Source organism: Erwinia tasmaniensis Et1/99 (assembly GCF_000026185.1).
Taxonomy (GTDB): Bacteria; Pseudomonadota; Gammaproteobacteria; order Enterobacterales; family Enterobacteriaceae; genus Erwinia; species Erwinia tasmaniensis.
On the sequence record NC_010697.1, the window covers coordinates 28,221 to 48,751 of the forward strand.

At 43.4% G+C, this 20,531-nt stretch carries 28 protein-coding genes and 1 pseudogene; 11 read left to right on the forward strand and 18 right to left on the reverse strand.

Translation table 11 applies throughout. The features are described 5' to 3' along the window. Positions 1 to 12 precede the first annotated feature (12 nt). Both ETA_RS00400 and ETA_RS00405 read left to right on the forward strand, forming a co-directional pair. A complete protein-coding gene (locus ETA_RS00400; protein WP_012443232.1) occupies positions 13 to 2,274 on the forward strand; it encodes a DNA topoisomerase 3 in 2,262 nt (753 codons plus the stop codon). A 290-nt stretch (positions 2,275 to 2,564) separates the two neighbouring features. Further along, positions 2,565 to 3,002 carry an H-NS family histone-like protein gene (locus ETA_RS00405; RefSeq protein WP_012443233.1) on the forward strand — a complete coding sequence of 146 codons (438 nt, stop codon included), beginning with the start codon at positions 2,565 to 2,567 and terminating at the stop codon, positions 3,000 to 3,002. A gap of 245 nt (positions 3,003 to 3,247) precedes the next feature. On the opposite strand, the gene ETA_RS00410 is transcribed toward ETA_RS00405, so the two are convergent. The 9 genes from ETA_RS00410 to ETA_RS00440 all read right to left on the reverse strand — a co-directional run bounded on the left by ETA_RS00410 (position 3,248) and on the right by ETA_RS00440 (position 6,588). Further along, positions 3,248 to 3,526, reverse strand: a complete 279-nt coding sequence (locus ETA_RS00410; protein ID WP_012443234.1) for an addiction module antidote protein — start codon at positions 3,524 to 3,526, stop codon at positions 3,248 to 3,250. Continuing rightward, on the reverse strand, positions 3,523 to 3,825 hold the full coding sequence (locus tag ETA_RS00415) for a type II toxin-antitoxin system RelE/ParE family toxin (protein ID WP_012443235.1): 303 nt from the start codon (positions 3,823 to 3,825) through the stop codon (positions 3,523 to 3,525). Before ETA_RS00415 ends, ETA_RS00410 begins: the two co-directional genes overlap by 4 nt. A gap of 277 nt (positions 3,826 to 4,102) precedes the next feature. After that, positions 4,103 to 4,228 (reverse strand): hypothetical protein, encoded by a 126-nt coding sequence (locus ETA_RS20520; RefSeq protein ID WP_269446398.1) that lies wholly within the window; start codon positions 4,226 to 4,228, stop codon positions 4,103 to 4,105. Continuing rightward, positions 4,225 to 4,413 (reverse strand): hypothetical protein, encoded by a 189-nt coding sequence (locus tag ETA_RS00420; protein ID WP_012443236.1) that lies wholly within the window; start codon positions 4,411 to 4,413, stop codon positions 4,225 to 4,227. Before ETA_RS00420 ends, ETA_RS20520 begins: the two co-directional genes overlap by 4 nt. 39 nt (positions 4,414 to 4,452) lie before the next feature. Continuing rightward, positions 4,453 to 4,665, reverse strand: a complete 213-nt coding sequence (locus ETA_RS00425; RefSeq protein ID WP_012443237.1) for a hypothetical protein — start codon at positions 4,663 to 4,665, stop codon at positions 4,453 to 4,455. 268 nt (positions 4,666 to 4,933) lie between these two features. Beyond that, positions 4,934 to 5,158 carry a helix-turn-helix domain-containing protein gene (locus ETA_RS18925; RefSeq protein ID WP_012443238.1) on the reverse strand — a complete coding sequence of 75 codons (225 nt, stop codon included), beginning with the start codon at positions 5,156 to 5,158 and terminating at the stop codon, positions 4,934 to 4,936. Then, positions 5,155 to 5,400 carry a hypothetical protein gene (locus tag ETA_RS00430; protein ID WP_012443239.1) on the reverse strand — a complete coding sequence of 82 codons (246 nt, stop codon included), beginning with the start codon at positions 5,398 to 5,400 and terminating at the stop codon, positions 5,155 to 5,157. Before ETA_RS00430 ends, ETA_RS18925 begins: the two co-directional genes overlap by 4 nt. Further along, a complete protein-coding gene (locus tag ETA_RS00435) occupies positions 5,397 to 5,933 on the reverse strand; it encodes a hypothetical protein (protein WP_012443240.1) in 537 nt (178 codons plus the stop codon). Before ETA_RS00435 ends, ETA_RS00430 begins: the two co-directional genes overlap by 4 nt. Positions 5,934 to 6,063: 130 nt before the next feature. After that, positions 6,064 to 6,588 carry a J domain-containing protein gene (locus ETA_RS00440; protein WP_042958398.1) on the reverse strand — a complete coding sequence of 175 codons (525 nt, stop codon included), beginning with the start codon at positions 6,586 to 6,588 and terminating at the stop codon, positions 6,064 to 6,066. Between the two features lie 480 nt (positions 6,589 to 7,068). Here ETA_RS00440 and ETA_RS00445 point away from each other — a divergent pair, with 480 nt between their 5' ends. Both ETA_RS00445 and ETA_RS20120 read left to right on the forward strand, forming a co-directional pair. Beyond that, positions 7,069 to 7,260 (forward strand): hypothetical protein, encoded by a 192-nt coding sequence (locus ETA_RS00445; RefSeq protein ID WP_012443242.1) that lies wholly within the window; start codon positions 7,069 to 7,071, stop codon positions 7,258 to 7,260. A 68-nt stretch (positions 7,261 to 7,328) separates the two neighbouring features. Next, complete coding sequence (locus ETA_RS20120) at positions 7,329 to 7,496, forward strand: hypothetical protein (RefSeq protein WP_167310299.1); 168 nt, start codon at positions 7,329 to 7,331, stop codon at positions 7,494 to 7,496. Between the two features lie 156 nt (positions 7,497 to 7,652). Here ETA_RS20120 and ETA_RS19765 read toward each other — a convergent pair whose 3' ends face one another. Then, positions 7,653 to 7,838 carry a hypothetical protein gene (locus ETA_RS19765; protein ID WP_042958400.1) on the reverse strand — a complete coding sequence of 62 codons (186 nt, stop codon included), beginning with the start codon at positions 7,836 to 7,838 and terminating at the stop codon, positions 7,653 to 7,655. 460 nt (positions 7,839 to 8,298) lie between these two features. Here ETA_RS19765 and ETA_RS00455 point away from each other — a divergent pair, with 460 nt between their 5' ends. The 4 genes from ETA_RS00455 (at position 8,299) to ETA_RS19770 (ending at position 10,763) form a co-directional block, all read left to right on the forward strand. Next, the gene (locus tag ETA_RS00455) at positions 8,299 to 9,114 is read left to right on the forward strand and encodes a tyrosine-type recombinase/integrase (protein WP_231853267.1); all 816 of its coding nucleotides are present in this window, start codon (positions 8,299 to 8,301) and stop codon (positions 9,112 to 9,114) included. A 257-nt stretch (positions 9,115 to 9,371) separates the two neighbouring features. Then, positions 9,372 to 9,443, forward strand: coding sequence for a damage-inducible type I toxin DinQ (gene dinQ / locus ETA_RS20630; RefSeq protein WP_407919826.1), 72 nt, complete (start codon positions 9,372 to 9,374; stop codon positions 9,441 to 9,443). A gap of 254 nt (positions 9,444 to 9,697) precedes the next feature. Further along, entirely contained in the window at positions 9,698 to 10,366 is a 669-nt protein-coding gene (locus tag ETA_RS00465; protein ID WP_012443247.1) for a ParA family protein, read from the forward strand. Positions 10,367 to 10,451: 85 nt separating this feature from the next. Beyond that, entirely contained in the window at positions 10,452 to 10,763 is a 312-nt protein-coding gene (locus ETA_RS19770) for a stability/ partitioning determinant (protein ID WP_071819144.1), read from the forward strand. Between the two features lie 52 nt (positions 10,764 to 10,815). On the opposite strand, the gene ETA_RS19560 is transcribed toward ETA_RS19770, so the two are convergent. Together ETA_RS19560 and ETA_RS00480 are read right to left on the reverse strand one after the other, a co-directional pair. Then, positions 10,816 to 13,797, reverse strand: a complete 2,982-nt coding sequence (locus ETA_RS19560; protein WP_012443249.1) for an LPD7 domain-containing protein — start codon at positions 13,795 to 13,797, stop codon at positions 10,816 to 10,818. Beyond that, positions 13,794 to 14,129: a DUF6290 family protein gene (locus ETA_RS00480; protein ID WP_012443251.1), complete on the reverse strand. Its 336-nt coding sequence runs from the start codon at positions 14,127 to 14,129 to the stop codon at positions 13,794 to 13,796. The genes ETA_RS19560 and ETA_RS00480 overlap by 4 nt, the downstream gene beginning before the upstream one ends. A 296-nt stretch (positions 14,130 to 14,425) precedes the next feature. Here ETA_RS00480 and ETA_RS18615 point away from each other — a divergent pair, with 296 nt between their 5' ends. From ETA_RS18615 to ETA_RS00500, 3 genes are read left to right on the forward strand one after another with little or no spacing between them, the layout of a single operon-like run. After that, the gene (locus ETA_RS18615) at positions 14,426 to 14,923 is read left to right on the forward strand and encodes a hypothetical protein (RefSeq protein ID WP_049778720.1); all 498 of its coding nucleotides are present in this window, start codon (positions 14,426 to 14,428) and stop codon (positions 14,921 to 14,923) included. Positions 14,924 to 14,932: 9 nt separating this feature from the next. Next, positions 14,933 to 15,631, forward strand: coding sequence for a StbB family protein (stbB, locus tag ETA_RS00495; protein ID WP_012443253.1), 699 nt, complete (start codon positions 14,933 to 14,935; stop codon positions 15,629 to 15,631). Positions 15,632 to 15,676: 45 nt separating this feature from the next. Beyond that, positions 15,677 to 16,264: a hypothetical protein gene (locus tag ETA_RS00500; RefSeq protein WP_012443254.1), complete on the forward strand. Its 588-nt coding sequence runs from the start codon at positions 15,677 to 15,679 to the stop codon at positions 16,262 to 16,264. 57 nt (positions 16,265 to 16,321) lie between these two features. On the opposite strand, the gene ETA_RS00505 is transcribed toward ETA_RS00500, so the two are convergent. From ETA_RS00505 to ETA_RS00535, 6 genes and pseudogenes are all read right to left on the reverse strand, one after another. Beyond that, the gene (locus tag ETA_RS00505; RefSeq protein ID WP_012443255.1) at positions 16,322 to 16,522 is read right to left on the reverse strand and encodes a hypothetical protein; all 201 of its coding nucleotides are present in this window, start codon (positions 16,520 to 16,522) and stop codon (positions 16,322 to 16,324) included. Positions 16,523 to 16,840: 318 nt separating this feature from the next. Beyond that, positions 16,841 to 17,092: pseudogene (locus ETA_RS00510) on the reverse strand (recombinase family protein); the annotation flags it as partial. 387 nt (positions 17,093 to 17,479) lie between these two features. Next, positions 17,480 to 17,845, reverse strand: a complete 366-nt coding sequence (locus tag ETA_RS00515; protein WP_049778721.1) for an LPD25 domain-containing protein — start codon at positions 17,843 to 17,845, stop codon at positions 17,480 to 17,482. Positions 17,846 to 18,284: 439 nt separating this feature from the next. Further along, positions 18,285 to 18,497 (reverse strand): hypothetical protein, encoded by a 213-nt coding sequence (locus tag ETA_RS00525; RefSeq protein ID WP_042958408.1) that lies wholly within the window; start codon positions 18,495 to 18,497, stop codon positions 18,285 to 18,287. Next, a complete protein-coding gene (locus ETA_RS00530) occupies positions 18,490 to 18,786 on the reverse strand; it encodes a hypothetical protein (RefSeq protein ID WP_012443258.1) in 297 nt (98 codons plus the stop codon). Before ETA_RS00530 ends, ETA_RS00525 begins: the two co-directional genes overlap by 8 nt. Next, complete coding sequence (locus ETA_RS00535) at positions 18,783 to 18,962, reverse strand: hypothetical protein (protein ID WP_157861758.1); 180 nt, start codon at positions 18,960 to 18,962, stop codon at positions 18,783 to 18,785. The genes ETA_RS00530 and ETA_RS00535 overlap by 4 nt, the downstream gene beginning before the upstream one ends. Between the last annotated feature and the right edge of the window lie 1,569 nt (positions 18,963 to 20,531).

Genomic DNA, 20,531 nt, shown 5'->3' on the forward strand with positions numbered 1-20,531 from the left:
GGAAGAAAATATATGAGACTTTTCATTGCTGAAAAACCGTCTTTAGCTAAAGCCATTTTTGAAGGACTTGGGGGAAATCCAAGCACTGAAAAGAAAAATGGCTATTTTCAACACGGAACTGATGCCGTTACCTGGTGTGTTGGGCATATGCTGGAGTTGTTTGATCCACAGGATTATGATGCGAAGTACGGAAAATGGAATTTCTCAGACTTACCAATCAAAACTGTTTTCCCGCCAAAGCTAAAAATCAAACCTCAGACTGCCAGTCAGACAAATATTTTACTGTCGTTGATTAAAGATGCGACAACGATTGTACACGCAGGTGATCCAGATGAAGAAGGATGCTTGCTCGTTGATGAACTTCTTGATTACTGCGGGAATAAGAAACCAGTTGAGCGATTACTGATTGTTGACCTTAACCTTGCGCCCGTCCAGAAGGCCCTGGCTAACATGCAGCATAATGTCAATTTCCGGGGCATGACAAATAGCGCATTGGCTAGGGCAATAGCCGATCAAGGTTTCGGATACAACCTGACGCGCGGTTTCACTCTTAAAGGCCGTGAGAAGGGCTATGAGGGCGTTCTGAATGTAGGGCGTGTACAGAGCGCCACGTTAGGGTTGATCAACGATAGAACACTCGCTAACCAAAACCACACAGTCAGCTATTACTATGATGTATATGGCGGTATTGACATTAACGACCATACGGTCAAAGCGAAATATCAGGTTGTTGAAAGTGATCAGGTTGATGATAAGAAACGCCTGATTTCAGAAGCGCAGGCGAAGCACATAGCCGAGCGGATTAAAGATAAGAAAGCAGTGGTAACGGTTGTTACGACAAAACCGGAGCATACCGCGCCGCCAATGCCACTTGATTTAGGTTCACTCCAGATTATTTGCGCAAAAAAATACGGATACAGTGCCGACGAGACGCTCGACATACTTCAGAAACTTTATGAAACGCACAAGCTGGTCAGTTATCCGCGCACGAATTGCAGCTATCTTTCTGACGAGCATTTTTATCAGGCGCTGGATACAGCCAAAGCGATAGGTCAAACTATGCCTGAACTGCTGGGTGCTGTTAATGGTATGAATAAAGACCAGAGGCACAAAGCGTTCAACACTAAAAAAATTGAAGGTGAAGCGCACCACGCACTTCTGCCGACACAAAAAAACGGGGCTAATATTAGCCTTAGTCCAAAGGAAAGGTACGTATATAATATTATTGCTATTAGGTTTATATCGTTGTTCTATTCTGATTCTGTTAGGAATAAGACTAAAGTCCATTTTGATATTGATAAAGACACATTCACTGCAACTCAGAGCGTCTTGGTCAGTAAAGGGTGGGAAGTCCTGGGTAAAACCCAGGATAACGATGATGAAGATAAGCCTGATACTACGGTGATCACAGGACTGGATTTGTCTACTCTGAAATTCAGTGATACAGGCATGTGTGAAAATTCAGAAGTGGACAAAAAGAAGACCGAGCCACCTAAATATTTCACCGAGTCAACACTCATTGCTGCGATGAAAAATGCAGGCCGATTCGTTAAAGATCCCGTTCTGCGCAAAGCTCTTGATGATAAAGAGGGCGGGGGAACGTTAGGAACAGAAGCAACGAGGGCCGGGATACTCGCAAAACTCGCTGCGAATACTGGTTTAATTACCATTGAAAAAATTAAGGGGTATTCAGAAAAAATTTGGAAAACAACTAAGCAAGGCCAAGAACTTTGTTCGAAATTCCCTGATGAAATTACTCAACCTGATATATCTGCTATTTGGGCAGAAAAGCAGGCATTGATTAAGGCAGGTGAAATGTCAGTCGCTGAATTTGCAAGTTTTAATGATGAATATATAAAAGTCATTATCGACGATCTGGATAAAAACGGACTGAATATCTCGGCAAATACTCATGCCTGCCCTGACTGCCAAAAACCGATGCGTAAAATCAAAGGGGCCAACGGTGAGTTTTGGGCTTGTTCCGGGTTCAGGGCTGATCCACAGTGTAAGAAAACATTACCTGACTTCAAAGGCGAACCTGATTTTGAAGGGAAAGGGAAAGCCGCTGCGGAGTCAAAAAAGGCAAAGGATACCAAAGCGACAACCTGCCCTAATTGTCAGAAGCAGTTGAAGCGTATGAAAAGCAAAAAAGCTGAAGGTGAGTTTTATTGGGCTTGCGCAGGTGTTTTTGATAAGAGCTGCGTTTCATTCTTCCCTGAAGTGAAAGGTAAACCAGAAATCAAAAAGAAAGCGGAAGCTAAGAAAAAAAGCTGATGTGGTACTTGCGCTTAGTAAGTTGTATCGACACAATCAACCCACATACAGACCTGTGAAGTACAGTACGTGGGTGCTGTATGCAGGATGAACTTTCTATGGGATGGATTTTAAGCATGTGCTTCATGTATTAGAACACGCTTCATAATGAGATTAATATCCTGTTTCGATGGTGAGTACTGCTATATTAAAATGATTTTGCAGGTTTTGAGGCGAGTATATTCTAGTTTGTATCAAAGTAGTTGATTAGCGAAACAAAAATCTGAACTCACAAAATAAGAGGATTCCTAATGAGTAGTGATTCACGTCATGATGCTGTAACGGCGGTACTTTCCAATATCCGTTCTTTGAGGGCATATGCACGCGAAGTAGATTTTGAGTTTTTACGTGATGCTGTAGAAAAGATTCATTCTGTTCTTGCTGAACGCGAAGATGAATACAAAGAAGAACAGCGTAGAAAACAGGATGAAGTAGAAAATCTGGAAAAAGTAAAAAAATACATGGTAGAACTGGGGTTAGACCCAGCCTTGCTGACTCCTTCAAGCGTTTCCCCTAAGCGGTCTGGTAAAAACTATCGACCTGTAGTTCCTCCAAAATATCGTATTAAGGACACTGATGGTAATACTCATGAATGGTCTGGTCGCGGTAAACCGCCAGCTGCTTTTAAAGCAGCGCTTGATGCTGGAAGAAATAAAGACGATCTCCTGATCGATAAAGCCGCTGAGTAAAGCCTATCTACCCGGTCTGAGAAATCATCAGTCCGGGTTAGCTTTTTTACCATTATCCTCATGGCTGAAGTGATTAGGGAGTTTATATTGAGGGCTTGGATGGTACTGGCGATGCTGCTTGGTATCAGTACAGGGGCGGTTATTCTCATGTTTCAGGGTTCGCAATGTGAAAAGCCACATCGTGAAGGATCACTACCTGCCTTGTTGTGCCCCGCACCATTAGATTATACTCTGAAAAACGGGCGTTATGCCCCTGTGAAGTGAAGTTTTAAACCTAGCGCTTTTGTTATTTTCATCATAGCGCTGAATGTTGGATTGCCTTTTCCTGATAGCGCATGATATAGCCCTTCTCTGGACATTCCTACTTCTCTTGAAAGCTGGCTCATGTTTCTGGCTCTGGCAATATCACCCAATGCGGAAAGAACTAATGACGGTTCACCATCTTCCATAATTTCATTGAGGTACATTTGCATTTCTTCTTCACTATTCAAATGTTCCGCAATGTCATATTCTCTAAGTTTCATAGCTCCCCCTCGATTTCTTTGTAAATGGCTTTAGCTCTGAGTATATCTTTTTGTTGTGTACTTTTATCGCCACCACACAACAAAACAACAATGACCTTACCGTGTTTCTTCAGATAAACCCTGTAGCCTTTACCTTCATGAATCCGCATTTCTGAAAACCCTTCGCCCACAGGTTCAATATCGCCGGAATTTCCATTTTTTAGCCTGCGGATTCGTGCCTGAATCTTTGTTTTTGCCCTGACATCTTTCAGGACATCAATCCAGTTATCAAATATTTCTGTACTTAATACTGTTATCATTCCCTTGCCCCTAACTTTTCGATAATTTTATTATATAACCGCGCCCCTTAATTGTCAAATATATCTGACACATTAAAGGGGCTTTTTAGCCCCTTTTTTTAATTAAAACATTGCGTAACCTTGCAGATAATTTAACCACCAACGGAACTGGTTCCATTCCTCGCCTTGCATGGCTGGTATGCGAGTTTCCCAGCCTTTGACAAGGGAATCAGCAAGCTGTAGGATCTGATACGTTGACATTTTAAAACCTCATTCTGTTTTTTTTGTTGATAGGTGATCAGGTTGCTCGAACAACCTGATCACCTCTTTCAGATTTTATCGCATCAAAGCAATAATCATCATCGACCGGACAAGCAGGCCAAAACAGCATTTCTACTGCAATTTTCTTTATCTCCGTAATCATTTATATACATCCTGTTTGATTTTCACCCCAGCTATGAGGCCAGCAATTATAGATCTCTTTAGTTCGGTATCGGCACACTTAAGAAGCGAGATAATGACATCATCATAAGAATCTTCTTTTAACTTGCTGATTGTTTTATCAACTTCTCGTGCTATTTCCAGTAACAATTGAGTTTCACTCTTCATCCCATGCTCCTAAAAGGCGGGTTTTCCCCGCCGTTGTGGTTAGTCTATAATTTCATAATCAACATTTGAGGGATTAACAACGCATTTTTCTGCGATAGTCTGAATAAAGCGTTCAAGTTCAGCGTGGTTTTTCACTTCAAACGTTTGTTTGATACCGTAGGCATTCATAAATGCTTTACCGTCTTTTATTTCCGCTTTTGTGAAAGAGAATTTAAAGGTGGCTGGATAAGTCAGGTTTAAGATGGATTTCATTTTTTAGCTCCTGCCCGTGTCGGGCTATGGCGATTGGGGACAATCCCCTTTCGATGTGATAATATTACCGCACTCATGCGGTAATATCAAGCATTTTTCATGAAAAACAGCAAAATACGTGATGATTTTCACGCTTTTTGATGCCCCTCAGGGCAGCGAGGACTCAAAACGCGTTACGGCTTTAGCCGTGACAATTCCCTGCCCCTGCAAAGCCTGAAAGGGCTGTCAGACAGTGATACTGCTGTACTGCGCGTGCGAGCAACGCGAGTTACGGGCGCAACGTGTCGCGCTTGCACAACATATAATCGGGATGCTCACCTGCCATTAACTGTAAAAGAATAAATTCACTTGCAGTAATTGGTACAACCCTTCCAGAAATTGATTCTTTACGCTGCCAATTACTTAATGACATACCAAATAATTCAGCCGCTTTGCTTTGCGTTAAACCCGTCTTTACTCTTAATCGTTTCACTTCCGATGGTTCATTATTCATTTTTCAATCTCCATTATTAGAGTTTGAATCATTTTAATATTTTCATCCGATAAACCTTTTAAAGCAGGATCATCTAAATTATGAAAAGAAATATCAATATCCTTTACACGGCTTGATTTTAATTCTGTTTTACGTTTATTGGATCGAATTTTAACATATACAACATAAGAGTAACGTTTTTTGTTTTCATCATAATTCAAATAATACGTGAAATTTCCTTTTCTAAAAGAATTTGTTTTCATAACTGTTTTATCGCCCCCGTTAATTTTATCAATTGTTCCACACTTAAACCCTGCACAAACAGTCCGTAGCCGTTGAAATGGTTAGTTATTTTCCCGCTGAGGCCGTTTTCTGCTTTAAATCCGGTCAGCGCGTCATGCCAGTTATCCAGCGTCACAAGCTGAGATAACATCCCTTTGATGATTTTTTCCTGCTCCTGCGCGTCCCGTTGCGCCTGTTCCGCATCCTGTGCCTTTTTAACGTCCTCCTGCGCCGTGGTGAGGATCTTACGGCGTATATCGTCGGCAATGCCCGTTACACCCCGTGATTGCGACACGGTACACCGTGCGCCGTGCCCGTGCCGGGATTCAACAAAGCCATTAATAACCAGGCGGCATTTTTCTTCCCGCACCATCAATGAATAGCGTTTCAGTTCCGGCGTGGTCAGTTTAATCCTGTACGGGCAAGCATCCAGCAGATTCACGCGCCAGCCTTTCCCCAGCAGACGGGCGACGATTTCAAAAACAGGCTGCCATTTGTCAAAAAAATTTTGCATTTTGTTTCACTTCCTTTGCTGCGCTGGCGAAGCCAGCCAATGCAGCGTGGCGGTTATTACCCTGTTTTCGGGTTCTATACCCGAAAAGCAGGCCTGGCAATTTCAATGGGGGCTTTCGCCCCCGCTCCCGTTATGCTCTGGTTCCTACCCGTTTAAATCCGGTTGCGCTCCGCTGGCCTGTGGTGCCGTATATTTCGCGGATTTCGTCGATGCTGTGTTCCTTACGGTTCCGGCTCGCCTTGTATTCTTCAGGGCGGTAAAACCACATTTGCTTTTTGCTCGCCCAATTGCAGCCCAGCGCCTTGATAGCATCTTTGTGCGCTTTCGTGTCGCCGCTGATCCAAATCCAGTTACCTGCAACCTCGAAAATCACGCCAGACATACCCTGTAAAGCATTGAGCACGTTTTCCAGTTCGTCCCCAAAGTTGTATCGGGCGTTATCGTCGCTGCTCTGAGCTTCATTGATGCGGTCGATGTTTTGCATCAAAAAATCATTTGCGGCGTTGATGGCTTTCATCATTTCCCCAGCGGCGGGGTTTTCGCGGTTTTTATCAGGGTGAAATTTAAAAGCGGCCTGTTTGTAGGCTTTTTTAACGTCCTGTTCGGTCAGTTCACCGGAAAGCCCGAAGATATTAAGTGCTTGCTGGATGTTCATTTTTAGCTCCTGCCCGTGTCGGGCTATGGTGATTGGGGCAATCCCCTTTCGATGTGATAATATTACCGCACCAGTGCGGTAATGGCAAGCATTTTTTATACCTTTATCAATTAAATTCAATTGGTTATTATTATACTGCTCGTTGATCAACGTCTTACATAATGCAAAATGCAAAATTAATTTGCGTCCATCTCAACGTTCTATGCCGTTCAGTTCCGCTGATGCGCAAAGCGCATAGGAGGCGTTTTACGCCGGAAGCCCCGCAGCGCCAGCGAGGACTCATAAAGTATTACGGCTTCAGCCGTAAAATTCCCCACCCTGCAAAGCCGGGTTTTGTTTAGATAAAAAAAAGATACAGAATGATATAGGGACGCCGCGTATACTCACATATCATGACAGCGGCCTTTTTTACACTCCTGTATACGCTTGCTATATAACTCAATCGTTATATAATATGATTGTTCTTACAATGAGGTTATTATGCGTATTTCTATTGTCCAGATGATTAATGATTACTATGAGGGTAATCGGGAAAAGGCAGCTAAAGCAGCCGGGATTAATTCAGTTCAACAGCTTAATAATCTGGTTTCAAAAGGTTATGAGGTGGCGAGATTGGATAATGGAGATTGGATTATGCTCACAAGCAAAACAAAAATATTCAAGCGATCATAGATAACACCTGTGTTATATAACTGAAATGTTATAATTATCTCAAGTTGAACATACAGCGGGATAATGACATGATCGTCAAGAATAAAGCATATGATATTCCTTGTTTTCATGAGTCAGTAAAAAGAGACTTTGAATCTGGCTTGATTACTCTGAAACAAGCCGCTACTGAATTTTTTAAAAGTAACTGGACGCCTTTTGTAGATATTGAATATACAAAGAAGCAACTTGGTATTTAAACATTAAATAGCCCCGTACAACAGGGCGTATTGGATCTTACCGATATAATAAAGGCGGCAATCATGGTAACACTCGCAAATTTCACGTAGCGCACCGCCGTGACTGAATGCATCAAAAATATTCACCGATATTTTTCGCACCGTAAACTAACTAACTTATTGTAAAACAACAAAACGAATTGGCTCCGGCTCCGGCTGCGCCTCAACGTCGATGGCCGGCTTCTCGAACAGTTGCGACTGCTCCAGATATTCTGAACAAGATTCCGGCACGGGCTGCGGTACGATCCCCCTGCGCCAGTTCGCTGACGCTCCGGCTTGTTCCAGGCCCAGGACTCCCGTCATTCATTCCCCAGGCAATTAGACATTCAGGTCATTCTGTCCAGCCCCCTTCCCGCCATTTAATAGTTACAACATTCATTATACTCATCGCCATATCTGGTGCTGACCTCCAGCCTCCGCGCCCCTATCCTAGGCTAATCAGTACAACGGGGCGCAGCTGCCGCCCGTTACCGCCGGGTTCCCGGCACACACCGCCCAGGCAAAACGGCACTATCGGAAGAAATGTCCAATATTTATTTTAGTGATCGGATTTATTGTCCTCGGACTGCGCCGCCCGGTACGCGATAATAATGAAGCCGCCCCGCCTGGCTGATTAACGCCCTGCCCTGCTACTGAGTTCCGGCTCTTACCAGGGGAAGCGAAGCCGGGCGCAACTTGTTTGTGCATGGCTGAACGCCCGGACAACGGAGGGCTTCAGCCCGGAGGCGGCAGCGGTTTTTATCAGGATGCGGAGATTGAATTGTTGAGTCACTTACCTGCCGGAAATGTTCAGATTTCACGTAGCGTCACCGTTCCGGGCCGTGTTGCCGGATCGTGGTCGCTCGATGCCGCCCGGACGATGCGCGATTACGCCGCGCACCTCGGCGCGGGTCTGCCGAAATACCTGCTTGCGCCGGAAGTCGGGTTACTGCTGTCGTATATCGACGATCTCACCGCCCGGATGTATTTTGAAACGCTGTGGAATACCGGGGCGCGACTCAACGAAGCGCTGGCGCTGACACCCGCCTGTTTTACGCTGGAGCCGTCACGCCGCCACCCGCAGGCGGTAGTGATGCTGAAAACCCTGAAACAGCGCAACCGCGAAGCCGTCCGGGGCCGTGGTCGTCCGGCGGCTGACGCCGACACCCTGCACCCCGATCCGCGCTACCGCAAACCGCCGGAACCCGGCATAAGAATCGTGCCGCTGCTCGATGCCGCTTACGTACAAAGGATGAGGGAATACCTCGCCACCTGGCGAAAGCGGGTTAAGCATGTTCCGGTGTGGGAAGTACGGTCACGGCAAACGCCGCTGAACTGGCTGAACGGCGCGGTGAGCCGCGCAAAAAGTGACGGGGTAACGTTTACGATTACGGTCACGCCGCACACGTTCCGGCACTCGTTCGCCATGCACCTGCTCATGAGTGGCGTACCGGAAAAAACCATCCAGGGGCTGCTGGGGCATCGCTATGCCCGGAGTACAGAAGTCTATACGCGGGTGTTCTCGCTCGATGTGCTAACCGGGAACGGGCTGTCATTCAGCTGTGACGCGCAGACGGCGCGGCAAATGCTGAAAGGGTGACGCCGGGGTTTACCGCAGAAACGGATCTTCATATAGCGTGGATTTTAACGAAGCGGGATAAAGCAGACGTAAAAAAACCGACTGGTGAGGTCGGCTTTTTTACCGTTCCGGCGCGGAGTTGGTGCTCTGGCAGGGTAGGTCACAATTCAATCAGTATTAACAGCGATCGCTCTGCATCTAACAATGAAGAGAGCCACGGTGACAGGCAGTGTAAGAGTAAGCCGTGGTGTTCTCACTCCGGTGATCTGGAGAAACGCATGATTGATAAAATCATCATGGTTCTGAAAGCGGTAATCGTCTTTCTTGAACTGATCCGCATGTTCTTCTGAGCGTGACGGAAACGTAACTAAGGCCGGGGGGCGACCACTCCCCGGCCTTTAACGCGCCCCTCCGTAAATACTCCGTACACACACAACCGTAAACACAATGAAATTACATATATGTGTATATAGTGTATTTACATCGTATATAAGCGGTGCTATAAATACTGTGTACATACTGGATTATATTACACTGTATACACATCATAATGACACCACTATGATTAAGGGCTGCGTACGATGTACATACACTGGAGGGTGAGATGGGCAAATCTTTAGTTGTCGGTTCAAACAAGGGGGGCGTAGGTAAAACAACGACCGTTGTAAATCTGGCGGTGATGCTGTCAGTTCTCTACAAAATTAGGGTTATAATTCTAAAAACAGACAAAAACCCGGAGCTTATGGACTGGAAAGAAAAGAGAATTGCGGCAGGTCTGACACCAATTCCTATCCATGAAGCATATGGTAGGGATGTGAACAAAGAGATCAAACGCCTGCAAAAAATGGCAGACGTGGTGATAGCAGACTGTCCTGGTCATGACAGTGCCGAGTTCCGAAGTGCGCTTACAGTTGCAGACATTCTGGTCACTCTGGTTAAGCCATCTTCAAGATTCGAAACAGGGACTTTAAGCGAAGTAACTGAAGCGGTACGTACTGCACAGTTGCAGGCTAATGGCAATCCTTCGCTTAAGCCCTGGGTGCTTATGACGCGCGTGAAGCCAAACAAAGTGACGGACGCAATCGAACTTGAGAAAGAACTGAAGAGTAATGAAATCTGGATACAACCACTTAAAACCAGATTATCCGATCTCGATGTGTATGAAGGTGCGTGCAACTTGGGCGCGGGTGTTCATGAGATTTCTCGCGCCGCCAGCCTGAACAAGGCTAAGGCTCTTCTAGAATTAATGGTAAAAGAGATTGATTTAGTTTAACTAAACACACTGTACGTACATTGTAATAATAAAAATAACGGCTATAATGTACATACAGCATACATACACATTACGGAATGAGATCATGGCTGGCTTAAAACTGAAAGTACCAACTATTCCCGTATTGATTGCAGCCGCAACTAACAAAAATGAAAGCGAAAAAAACAATAACACTAACGTGGCCCGATTCATTTCGGACGGAGATCGCCGCCCTGCTTCTGGTAAAGCTTTACCTAAGAACTTCAGGTTACAGCAGGTGTTTATTGACATCATGGATGAGGGAGCAACCAGTACCGGACTGGGGCATACTGACATTGTGAAAGCCTCACTTGCTGCATTTCAGCAGATGGATGAAAACCAGAAAAACTACTGGATTCTCGAATCTAAAAAACTGTGAGTAACTTGAAAAGAAAAAGCCGGGATTTCCCGGCTTTTTCTTTGTTATGACTTCAGTCTTGAACGTTTTCGTTCTCATTATCCTGGTGCATGTCTTCTTTAACCGTTCTCATTAGAACGATCTCTTTCTCGAGATACTCTTTAGCTTCATCCAGCGTCATATCTTTACTGGTTATCTCCAGTTCTACATCACGAACGAAGAACTCCAGCTCTTCAGATTCCGCTTTTTTTGCGTATTCAGCAATAAGAGAAGGGATGGCCTGGTGCTCATCGATAAGAGCCGCAAGCTTGGTTTTACCCAATGTATTTGCGATGTCTGAAAACGCTTGTGCATCCCGTTCATTGTCAAAAGTAGCAAGCCTGAAGATGTCTTCAGTGTCACCTTCAGTGTGACCTAAGACTTCGTAGGTTGTACCTTCTTCCGTCACGTTATCTAGGTAGCCATAGTGTGCATCCTGAGCATCGAGCAGCAGCGATTTAACAAAGCCGTCTAATCTGTCGAGCACACTATAATCTAGTTCAACCTGAATGGCCTTTACTTCATCCACAGGCGCAGGCACAACCTGCTGAGTATTGTGTAAATTTTCTGCCAGATCTTCAGCTCCAGCCTCAACGGTTTGATCAGGCATTGGCTTATTATGTTCTTGCTCTGCCTGCTGGATGTGGTTAGCAACGAGATCGGCTTTATGCTGTTTCATTAAATTATTGAACTCATCAGGCTTGATAATGATGTTCATGTCTTTCTCGGCAGCAATAAGTGCGCATGTTGTCTTAAACTCATCATCACCATTAAGTTTAAGGACACCGCCGAATTTCTCTTTGGCGTACTCCAGCATAAGAGCGATCTCTTCGTTACTGGCATCTTTGTTGGCAATAAGACGCACACCTTTATCAGTGAAAACAGGTTTTTCGCTTTCAGGATTAAGGAAAACAAGTTTATCCTGTGATTTTTGAAGAACCAAATCTTTGAGACGGGTACGTTGCAATTCCTGTACACGTTTTTGTGCCTCAACACGCGATTTGATTGATAGAGTGGTTTCAGCGGCCTCTACTCCGTTTTCTTCATCAGTAAAGTTAATTATTTCTTTAAGTTTTTGAAGCGCTTTCATAGGGTCTTTATCCTCATTCCAGATAGCATGATAATCCGTGATAAAATCACGTCCTTTTTTATCCATTTCAGAAATAGTTTCCAGACCAGTAAGTTTGTGATAAACAATCAAACCACGGGTCACTTCTCTTTCATGACCGCGAACCTGATAAATTTGGTTACGCAAAACTCTAATTTCATTATACAAATAACTACGGTTAAGTGTAAGGATATTTTTTAGTTCTTTTTGTGCTTCCTTTAGAGAATCAAATCTATATCTTGCTTGTTCTTTAGTTAAAGACACTCGGATTAACGCTTTTTCAAACGGCAATTTTGCTTGCTGTTCAGCATACGTTTTTAACAGCATAGCTTTTGAATCATTCCAGGAAAGATTCATATGTTTTGTCAAAAAATCAGAAGCATTCATATTACGCTTACCAACTTGGAAGCGCGGTGATCCATCCTTAGCTTTCGTAATTTTGTAATTAGCGGCTATTAACTGATACTCTCGGGATAATGTAGACAGGAACCGTTCAGGGTCTATATTATCCCTGACCTCGCGCATAGTCTCTATCTCGTTGTCCTGCGCTTTTTCGTTAAGGTGCTGGAAAAACTCTTCATGCAGAACTGAAGATTCCTGAATTGACTTTATCCCTCTTGATTGTGCGGATCGTTCTCCGGCATCGTACCGTCGCATTGTTTGATCAGCATGAACGCTTTCTGCCCCTGACTCTCCCAAATAACTGTGTTCATAAGCCGACAAAAGACGCTCAGATGCTTCTCTCCCGGCTCCCTCCCGCTCCCTACCTGGCTGTCTTGAACTACCCCTAATTCCGTAAACCAAAGCGCGTTGGGGCATATATGACAAGCGGTTTGCTCTTCTGGATAAAGATGGCTTGGCAGATTGTTTAAAACTTCGCTGCTGATGCTCTTTCCGTCCTTTCTCTGAAGGAAATCTTCTTTCTTTTTCATAGCTGTTAATCCTCTCTTTTAGGAATGTATTTTTGTCTTCATCACTAAGCGATTTATATGCTGTGCGTACAATTTCGGACTTAGGGTAAATATACTTTACTTCATGGGATACACGCTGTTGCCAGTCATTAATTAACTGGAAAACCTGCTTTTCAGTAGGTTTAACTATCTGAAGCTCACGTTTCTCAACATACTGTTGAGAAAAAAGAGGACTTTTAAGGTTTGTGTACTTCGAGTCACCTTCAAGTTTAACTGCATAGTATTGCGTGCTCTTACCCGCATTTCTTAGTTTAACTTCGCCATAATCTTTAAGATAATGACCAAACTGAGAAAAGCTGGTAATATTATTCTTCGTGATACTTTCCAGAATTTGTTTTTTGAAATCAGAATTACGTTCTCGATACAAATCGCCTTTAGTGCGAGATAAAACGTTTGCGTAGTTATTATCACTTACTCGGGTTACATCTTTCGGACTGATTAAACCGAACTTATAATTAACATGTTCTTGGATTGCATCTAGATAACGCTCAGTAATAGTAACTTTTCCTGTCGGAAGAAGCTTTTTTCCTGTAACAAGATTCGTTTCAGGTATGACAATGTGAATATGAGGCTTTCTTTCCACAAGTACACCAGTAGCATTATTTGTAATGTTTTTTATTTTTGGTAAATGGGCTTCAGCATAGAAACTATACTCATCTTCGTCATAGGCATTCATGAGCAGATTTTTGTATTCTTCAGTTACGGCTTTTAGAGTTTCATGGGAAACATCACTTTCCTGAAATGAAAGGGTAATGTGGAGATAGCGTTCTTGACCAGAGTTATCTATTGACTGAATGATTTTTTCGGTAGTGTCAAGATTGCCATCGAGTATCAAACGATAATCGAGTTCATCACGAGTAAAATCACGCTCGGCCTTTCGTCCATTTTCAAGATACTCAGCAACACCATCATTACCACCACTGATACGAATAATCATTTCAGTGATCCAGAGAGTAAGTTACTGATAGAGATCAGCGTATTCATAAAACGACGATAGGTTGCATCGGTCATACCACCATTTTTTGCGTCGATGTTGATACGTTTCGCAAGTTGATTGATGTTATTACTCGTCTTGTTGAAGTAGAAAAGACACTTTTTGTAGTCAGAAGTAACTTTAGGTTTTGATGGCAAATCGGCAAGACGATTAAGCATAACCAATCGAAAGAACTCTGACTTAGAGATTTCCGTTGATTCGAGGATTTTTTTGAATGGTTCATACTCTTCCTCTGTCATGCGCACTGAGATTACGTGTTTTCGATCTACTGCCATTTTCTTATCCTTCAAGGTTCGTAGAACCGCACCAGAACGTAGTTCGGGGTTTCAAAGGGGTATCCCCTTTGGCACAGCGATTATACCGGACATGAAATGTCTGTGTATACATCGCCGTCGTGCCTGTAGGTTGCATCTGATATCTTTAGCATGAAGGAGTGCCCACAAAATACATACACTATACCTACATAAATGCTTGACCAACCTACGCAATACATACAGAATAGCTATAGAAAGGTTGACTCACCTACTAATTGCCTACACAATACCCGCATGTATTTGTTGAGGGCGATAAAGTGAAAGAGTTGCAAGATTTACTGGAACCCTTAGCTGATTTACTGAATCAGAGTGGTTTGAAAAGCAAACAAGCAGCTTTTAACCGCCACTACAATGATTTAGTTAAGGCTAAGGAAATTGCTTCTTGGGAATCAATTTCGAATTACTTAAATGAACTGACTGGCGATCACTTAACAGCAAAGAGTATTAATACCCTTTTTCATCGGGCAAAAGCAAAAGTTAAAAAACAGCTAGGCCAATCTAGAACGGTTGTGACAGAACCTATAGCATTATCGAGATCAGGCAGCAACGTAGAGTCTCACTTAGGTACAGAGGTAGAGGAGCCAAAAGCGTCAAATGAGTTGCTTAACCAGTACCTAAAAGTTTGTTTCAATAACGAAAGAATTGCTTTAAGAGCCATCGAAGGTGGTGTAAGTATTGATACTATCGGAACATGGAAATCACCTAACCCAGTAAGATTAGGTAACACCTTAACAAATTACATTTCAAAAAAATAAGGATTAACAATGTATCTGAAAATGGCAGTTTTAAATAACAGCGGTAATGTCGGTAAATCTACTATTTGTCAGGCTCTGCTTAAACCACGTTTTGAATATTCTGCGATTATCAAAGTTGAGACCATCAATACCGATGGTACTACTGATGAAAAAATTTCAGCAAAAGAGTTCCATGAGATCATTAAGCGTATTGACGATGTTGATTGCACAATCATCGACGTTGGCGCTTCTAACATCGAGCAGTTTATGGTTCAAATGACTGAATATCAGGGCAGTCATGATCTGATTGATCACTTCATTGTCCCTGTCACCCCTCAAGAAAAACAACAGCGAGATTCTATTGCAACCATCAATAGCCTTTTAGATATGGGCATTGAAGATAGTCGTATTAAAGTGATTTTTAACTTGGCCGAAAAAGACACTGCTATTGAAAAACAGTTCTCAATCTTCCTCGCTGATAAGCAATGCAAAAAGATTGCTGGTAAAATCATACCTACCGTTTATCACAACAACATCTTTAACATTCTCACCACAATGGGAATGAAATACGAAGATGTGTATAACGATGATCGTGACTACCGTGCTCTTATTCGTGCCGCAGGCACGAAAGAAGAACGAGAAGAACTGTCGAATCTTCGTGCTGCAAAAATGCTGATGAATGGCTTTAATTCAGATCTGGATGTAGCTTTCGGTAATTTAGAATTTTGATTGATATAGCGGGATAACATCCCGCTATTTTATTAAGGAAAAAGTATGAGCAAGAGTATCTCTGAAGATTTCAAAGACGCAAAAATCAACATGATGATTGAAGATCTTTTGACTCTTGAGAAAGAGACTGAGAATTTTAAAGAGGCACTTCTTGGGGCAATTTCCGAAGTCCCTGAAGCGCTGGAGAACGCAGTTAGCGATAAATTGATAGAACTGCTTCAGGTTGGTGAAGAATTAGAAAAAAACATCACTGAAGCAAACAAAGAGATTTTCGATTTAAAAGAAACAGCCAAACATGAGATCACAAAACATTTTTCGCTCATTCTTGCTGACCTGAAGAGTGAACTCAAATCGGTTACAGATACTTATAAGAGCGAAGCGAAAAAAACAAAACCATTATCAACAACAAAAATTGTTGGTCTTTGCCTTGCTTCTGTTCTGTTGCTCACCTCCGTTTTTTCTGGGGCCGTTTACTATGCCTTGTCAGTGAAGAATAAATCAGAATTGGAAAAATTCGGATCAGGTATTGTTGAGCTATCTGAACTGACAGAGAATATAATTCAACAACTTCCAAAAGAAAAGAAACTGGAAGCCGAATCCAGATACAAAAAAATCATGTCAACTGACCGATAAAAAAACCACCTTACGGTGGTTTTTTTCCTCTTTTCGAAACCTTTCAATCCGTCCGGGTTAAATTTTTTTGATTTTAGGTTTTGTATTCAAAACAGATACCGTTGCCGAGTCTGCCCAAAACTGATAGAAAGACCTCTTTTTCTCTAACGCGTTTTCGGCTTCTTCTCTGGTTGAGAATTTATCAAGAACAACCGCACCAGCTTTCAAGCAATGTTTTATGCGGTGCAATTCAATTGTGATTTCTGTTTTCTTATACATAAAACATTTCGGATTAATGACCTATTTGTAGCGGCTTGCCAACATAATGGCCTCTGCTCGCAAACATCGGGAATTTCTGCTCGAATTATCTGACAATGGAGCGACGTTTGTGCTCACGCTCTTTGCCAATGTGCTCGCAAACATCCGTCGTCTGCTCACATTAATTGCCAATGGCGGGGATACCAAATTAATGGGGCATGAGTGCCACTAATTCGGCGAAAACCCAGTATATCCAAAAAGGCTTTGTCGGAAGCGGAAGTCGTATCAATAGCTTGCTCTGTAGCCATCAACCTGATGTTTTTGCCCTTTAAGCTTATGCTCCAGCTCTTCCGCCGTCGCGATGAGTTTCTTCAATGAGCGCGCCAGACGATCGAGTTTCCAGACAACCAATATATCGCCTGCCCGTAATACATCGGAAAGGATGTGGTTCAGCTCCGGTCGTTCGTCCCGGGCACCGGATCCGCGCTCGGTAAATACCTTCTCGCAACCGGCGCGTCTCAGAGCCTCCAGTTGAAGTTCTGGATTCTGGTCTACCGTGCTGACCCTGGCGTATCCGATCCGCTTAGTCACCTCTTAAACATTCTCAAAAGTCGTGGGAGGCGTAGCATTTCGCGACAGTGGTATCAATAACAGTTTTGAGAAGGTTTTAGAGCGCAATTTGCGAGTAAGTACGCCCTTGCTGTGAATGACTCAAAAACGAAGGTTTATGCGTCACCGAGGGGAGAGGAAAAGTTGGCAGTTATCGACGCCATCCGGGTCACTCTCCCCATTGGCAATTAAAGTGAGCAGACGACGGATGTTTGCAAGCACATTGGTAAAGATCGTGAGCACAAACGCCGCTCCATTGTCAGATAATTCGAGCAGAAATTCCCGATGTTTGCGAGCAGAGGCCATTATGTTGGTAAGCCGCTACACCTATTTTAGGGCTTCTCAATAAAGCCCTACATTGTTATTTATTTAAGCAGTAGGCCAAGTGATTGATTTTAAGAAATTAACACAGTCAATTAATCCCATTCTTGTATAATAGTCCAGCCCTTCAGGAGTATCAGAGTATCTAATCATCTTGTTACAGTGATCACGGAAACCCTTTTTATCGTGTGCAGCAAGATCAAGGCCACAGCCGTATTCAATACCGTTCGAGAAAATTACAGTAATTTTTGTTTTATCGTAGAACTCTGTTGTTTTTGAAGCCGCCAGCGCCGCTGCACGTTCAAACTCTTCGAAAGAGTAGGTTTTATTCTCGAAAGGAAAATCACCGGATTCTGACCAGTGAACCAGAACATCTACAGGGGTGATCTCAGTTTCATTTTTTTGAGTGTTCATCTTAAATCTCCTGCCCTTAAGGGCTGTTGGGTGGTGAAACAGGCCGTTCCCCGTTTCGATGCAATCATTATAACTCATTATCTAGGGAGTTCAACAGCTTTTCTTTCTGTTTTTGCTTGTTTTTTTGAGGCGCAACCGATAAAAGGTGCTACTCTGGGATCACATTTTCCCCGATACCTGCCGCACCGGGCGTGAGCAACGCGAACCGCTGACTGTCATACGCCGTTAAACCTCCCCCGCGCTGCCAGGCCATTACGAACCGGAAGCCACTCATAACCCGACATAGCCTCCCGAAGGGCGCAGTTAGCGCGTGAGCCTGCGAAAGGTACACCATCGCGCCACAGGCGCCGTGGGGCGCTGTACTGCGGGTGCTGGTTTTGCCAGCTTACAAGGCGGGATGCCGCAAAAACAGTGTAAATACATCATGCGCACAGCGTAATCAACGTTTAGTTAAAATGTATTCTGGGTGCTTGCCAGCCAGCAAGAGTAAAAGCTCAAACTTCACACCGGGTAGTTTTTGACTGCAATTCTTCGATATAAGGTTATCCCATGATTTGAGGGACATCATCAGCCGTTCTGCTAACTCAGGTTTGGTGAGTCCGGTTTTAGCCTGCAATTCTGCAAGATATTCAGGTGATTGCTCTTTAAGCATTTTTTTGAAGCTCAATAAATTCATGGTGTAGGGCAGTAAAACACTCGGCTAATGGTTTAAATTTGTCGTTTTTAGGGAGCATCTGCAGAATTTCATCGTCAATATCATTAATAGAATCAAATTCATAGATTTCATCGAAGATAGTGAAGCGTTCACGCTTCGCTCCACCTGGGGGATTCGTACGCCCCAACGCAGTAAAGTTGAGACTGCATGAATCTGCATCAACATAAACAGTCAACTTGCACTGTTTATTTCCTTTAGAAATCATTTTGCTAAAAATTTCTTTCATGGGAGTTTCTTCCGGTAAGTAAGCAGCCTTGCCAAATCAGGACTAGGCTTCATCTCGTTGATCCCTTTATCCATGAATCCTTCAATAATCGCCTGATAGTTAGCGATTGAGTTGTTAGATACGGCGCGATTTAGGGCTTCCTGCTGAATATTTTCTTTAGATGCTGACGTTTTCACTTTATATCTCCTGCCCTTAAGGGCTGTTCGGTGATGAAACAGGCCGTTCCCCGTTTCGATGTAATCATCGTAAATCATTATTTAGGGAGCATTCAATCTTTTATTTTCTGTTTTTATTAATTTTTTTTTCTGAGGCGCAGCCGATAAAAGATGCTAATCCGGGATCACATTTTCCCCCATACCTGTGGCACCAGGCGTGAGCAACGCGAACCGCTGACTGTCATACGGCGTTAAACCTCCCCCCGTCCTGCCAGACGAACCTATAGGACACTCAGAACCCCGCACAGCCTCCCGGAGGGCGCTGTACTGCGGGTGCTGGCTTTGCCAGCTTACAAGCCGATTACTACACAGTGTATACAGTGTATACAGTGTATACAGTGTATACAGTGTATTTACAATCATAGCATTACCATGTATTTGCATATTAACTATTACTATGTACATACAGTGTATGCTGCGAAAGGATTTATCTATTTCTGATCGCAAGAACTAGCATCACATTGAGGCTGACAGATCAGGCCATCATCAGATTCGCTCTGTAAGCCTCTCTAAGCCGTTCATGCACTCGACGTATTAAATTGTACGTCTATGCGGTGAAAAATCGCGTACAGCGTGTTCGGCGAAGCCGTTTCGTTATAGATCCGATGATCCGAAAAGGATCGGTAACAGACTCAGCTAAGGGAAACGTGAGTATGTAACGCTCGCCGCAAGGCAAGATTAGCGAGCTTGCGAGTCTGTCTTGCCGAGGAAGCGTAATTTAACCAGATGCGGCATATAGCTCCTACCGCTCTGGTTCGGCAGAAGAAGAAGTGTGCTTTATTTGACAGCGTGAGTTATCCACATGTTTTTGCCTTCAAAAGCTTATTTATCTTTTTAAATAACTTAATAGTGACTTAGTTAGATCTTAGTAAACTTAATAAACTTAGGTAACATTTTATTAACACCCTAACTTTCTAATATAGCACTATAAAAAAAAATGATCCGAGTTTATCGGTGGGGATGTATGCCGTCACTGGTGGGGATATATGCCGTCACTGGTGGGGATATATGCCGTCACTGGTGGGGGCGTATGCCGTTAAAGGTGGGGATGTATGCCGTGAAGGTGGGGATATATGCCGTCACTGGTGGGGATATATGCCGTCACTGGTGGGGATATATGCCGCGAAGATTAAATATTGAGCAACTTGCGCGTTTGGGATACACGTCACGTTATCGGGCAATAAGAAATGTACTTAAAGCAAACTACTTTTAAGTTCACGATTGAGATCCAGAGCTTTGACGTAAAATTCTGGAGACATGGGATGTCAACTAAGTTCATGTAATTGGTGAATATTTTCTAAAGGTGGGGATGTGTGCCGTTATGCCGTGGATGTATCTTATATTTAACAATAACTATATGATATATATATAAAAAGTACTGTATTTAAAGTGGGTGCTTTGTGAAAGGTGGGGATGTATGCCGTTAATTTTCAAAGGTGGGAATAAAAAAGGTGGGTTTCCCACTTTACGACAACCCACTTTTGGTATAGTTTAAAGACAAGGTATTTTAAAAAACCAGAGGGATGGCTC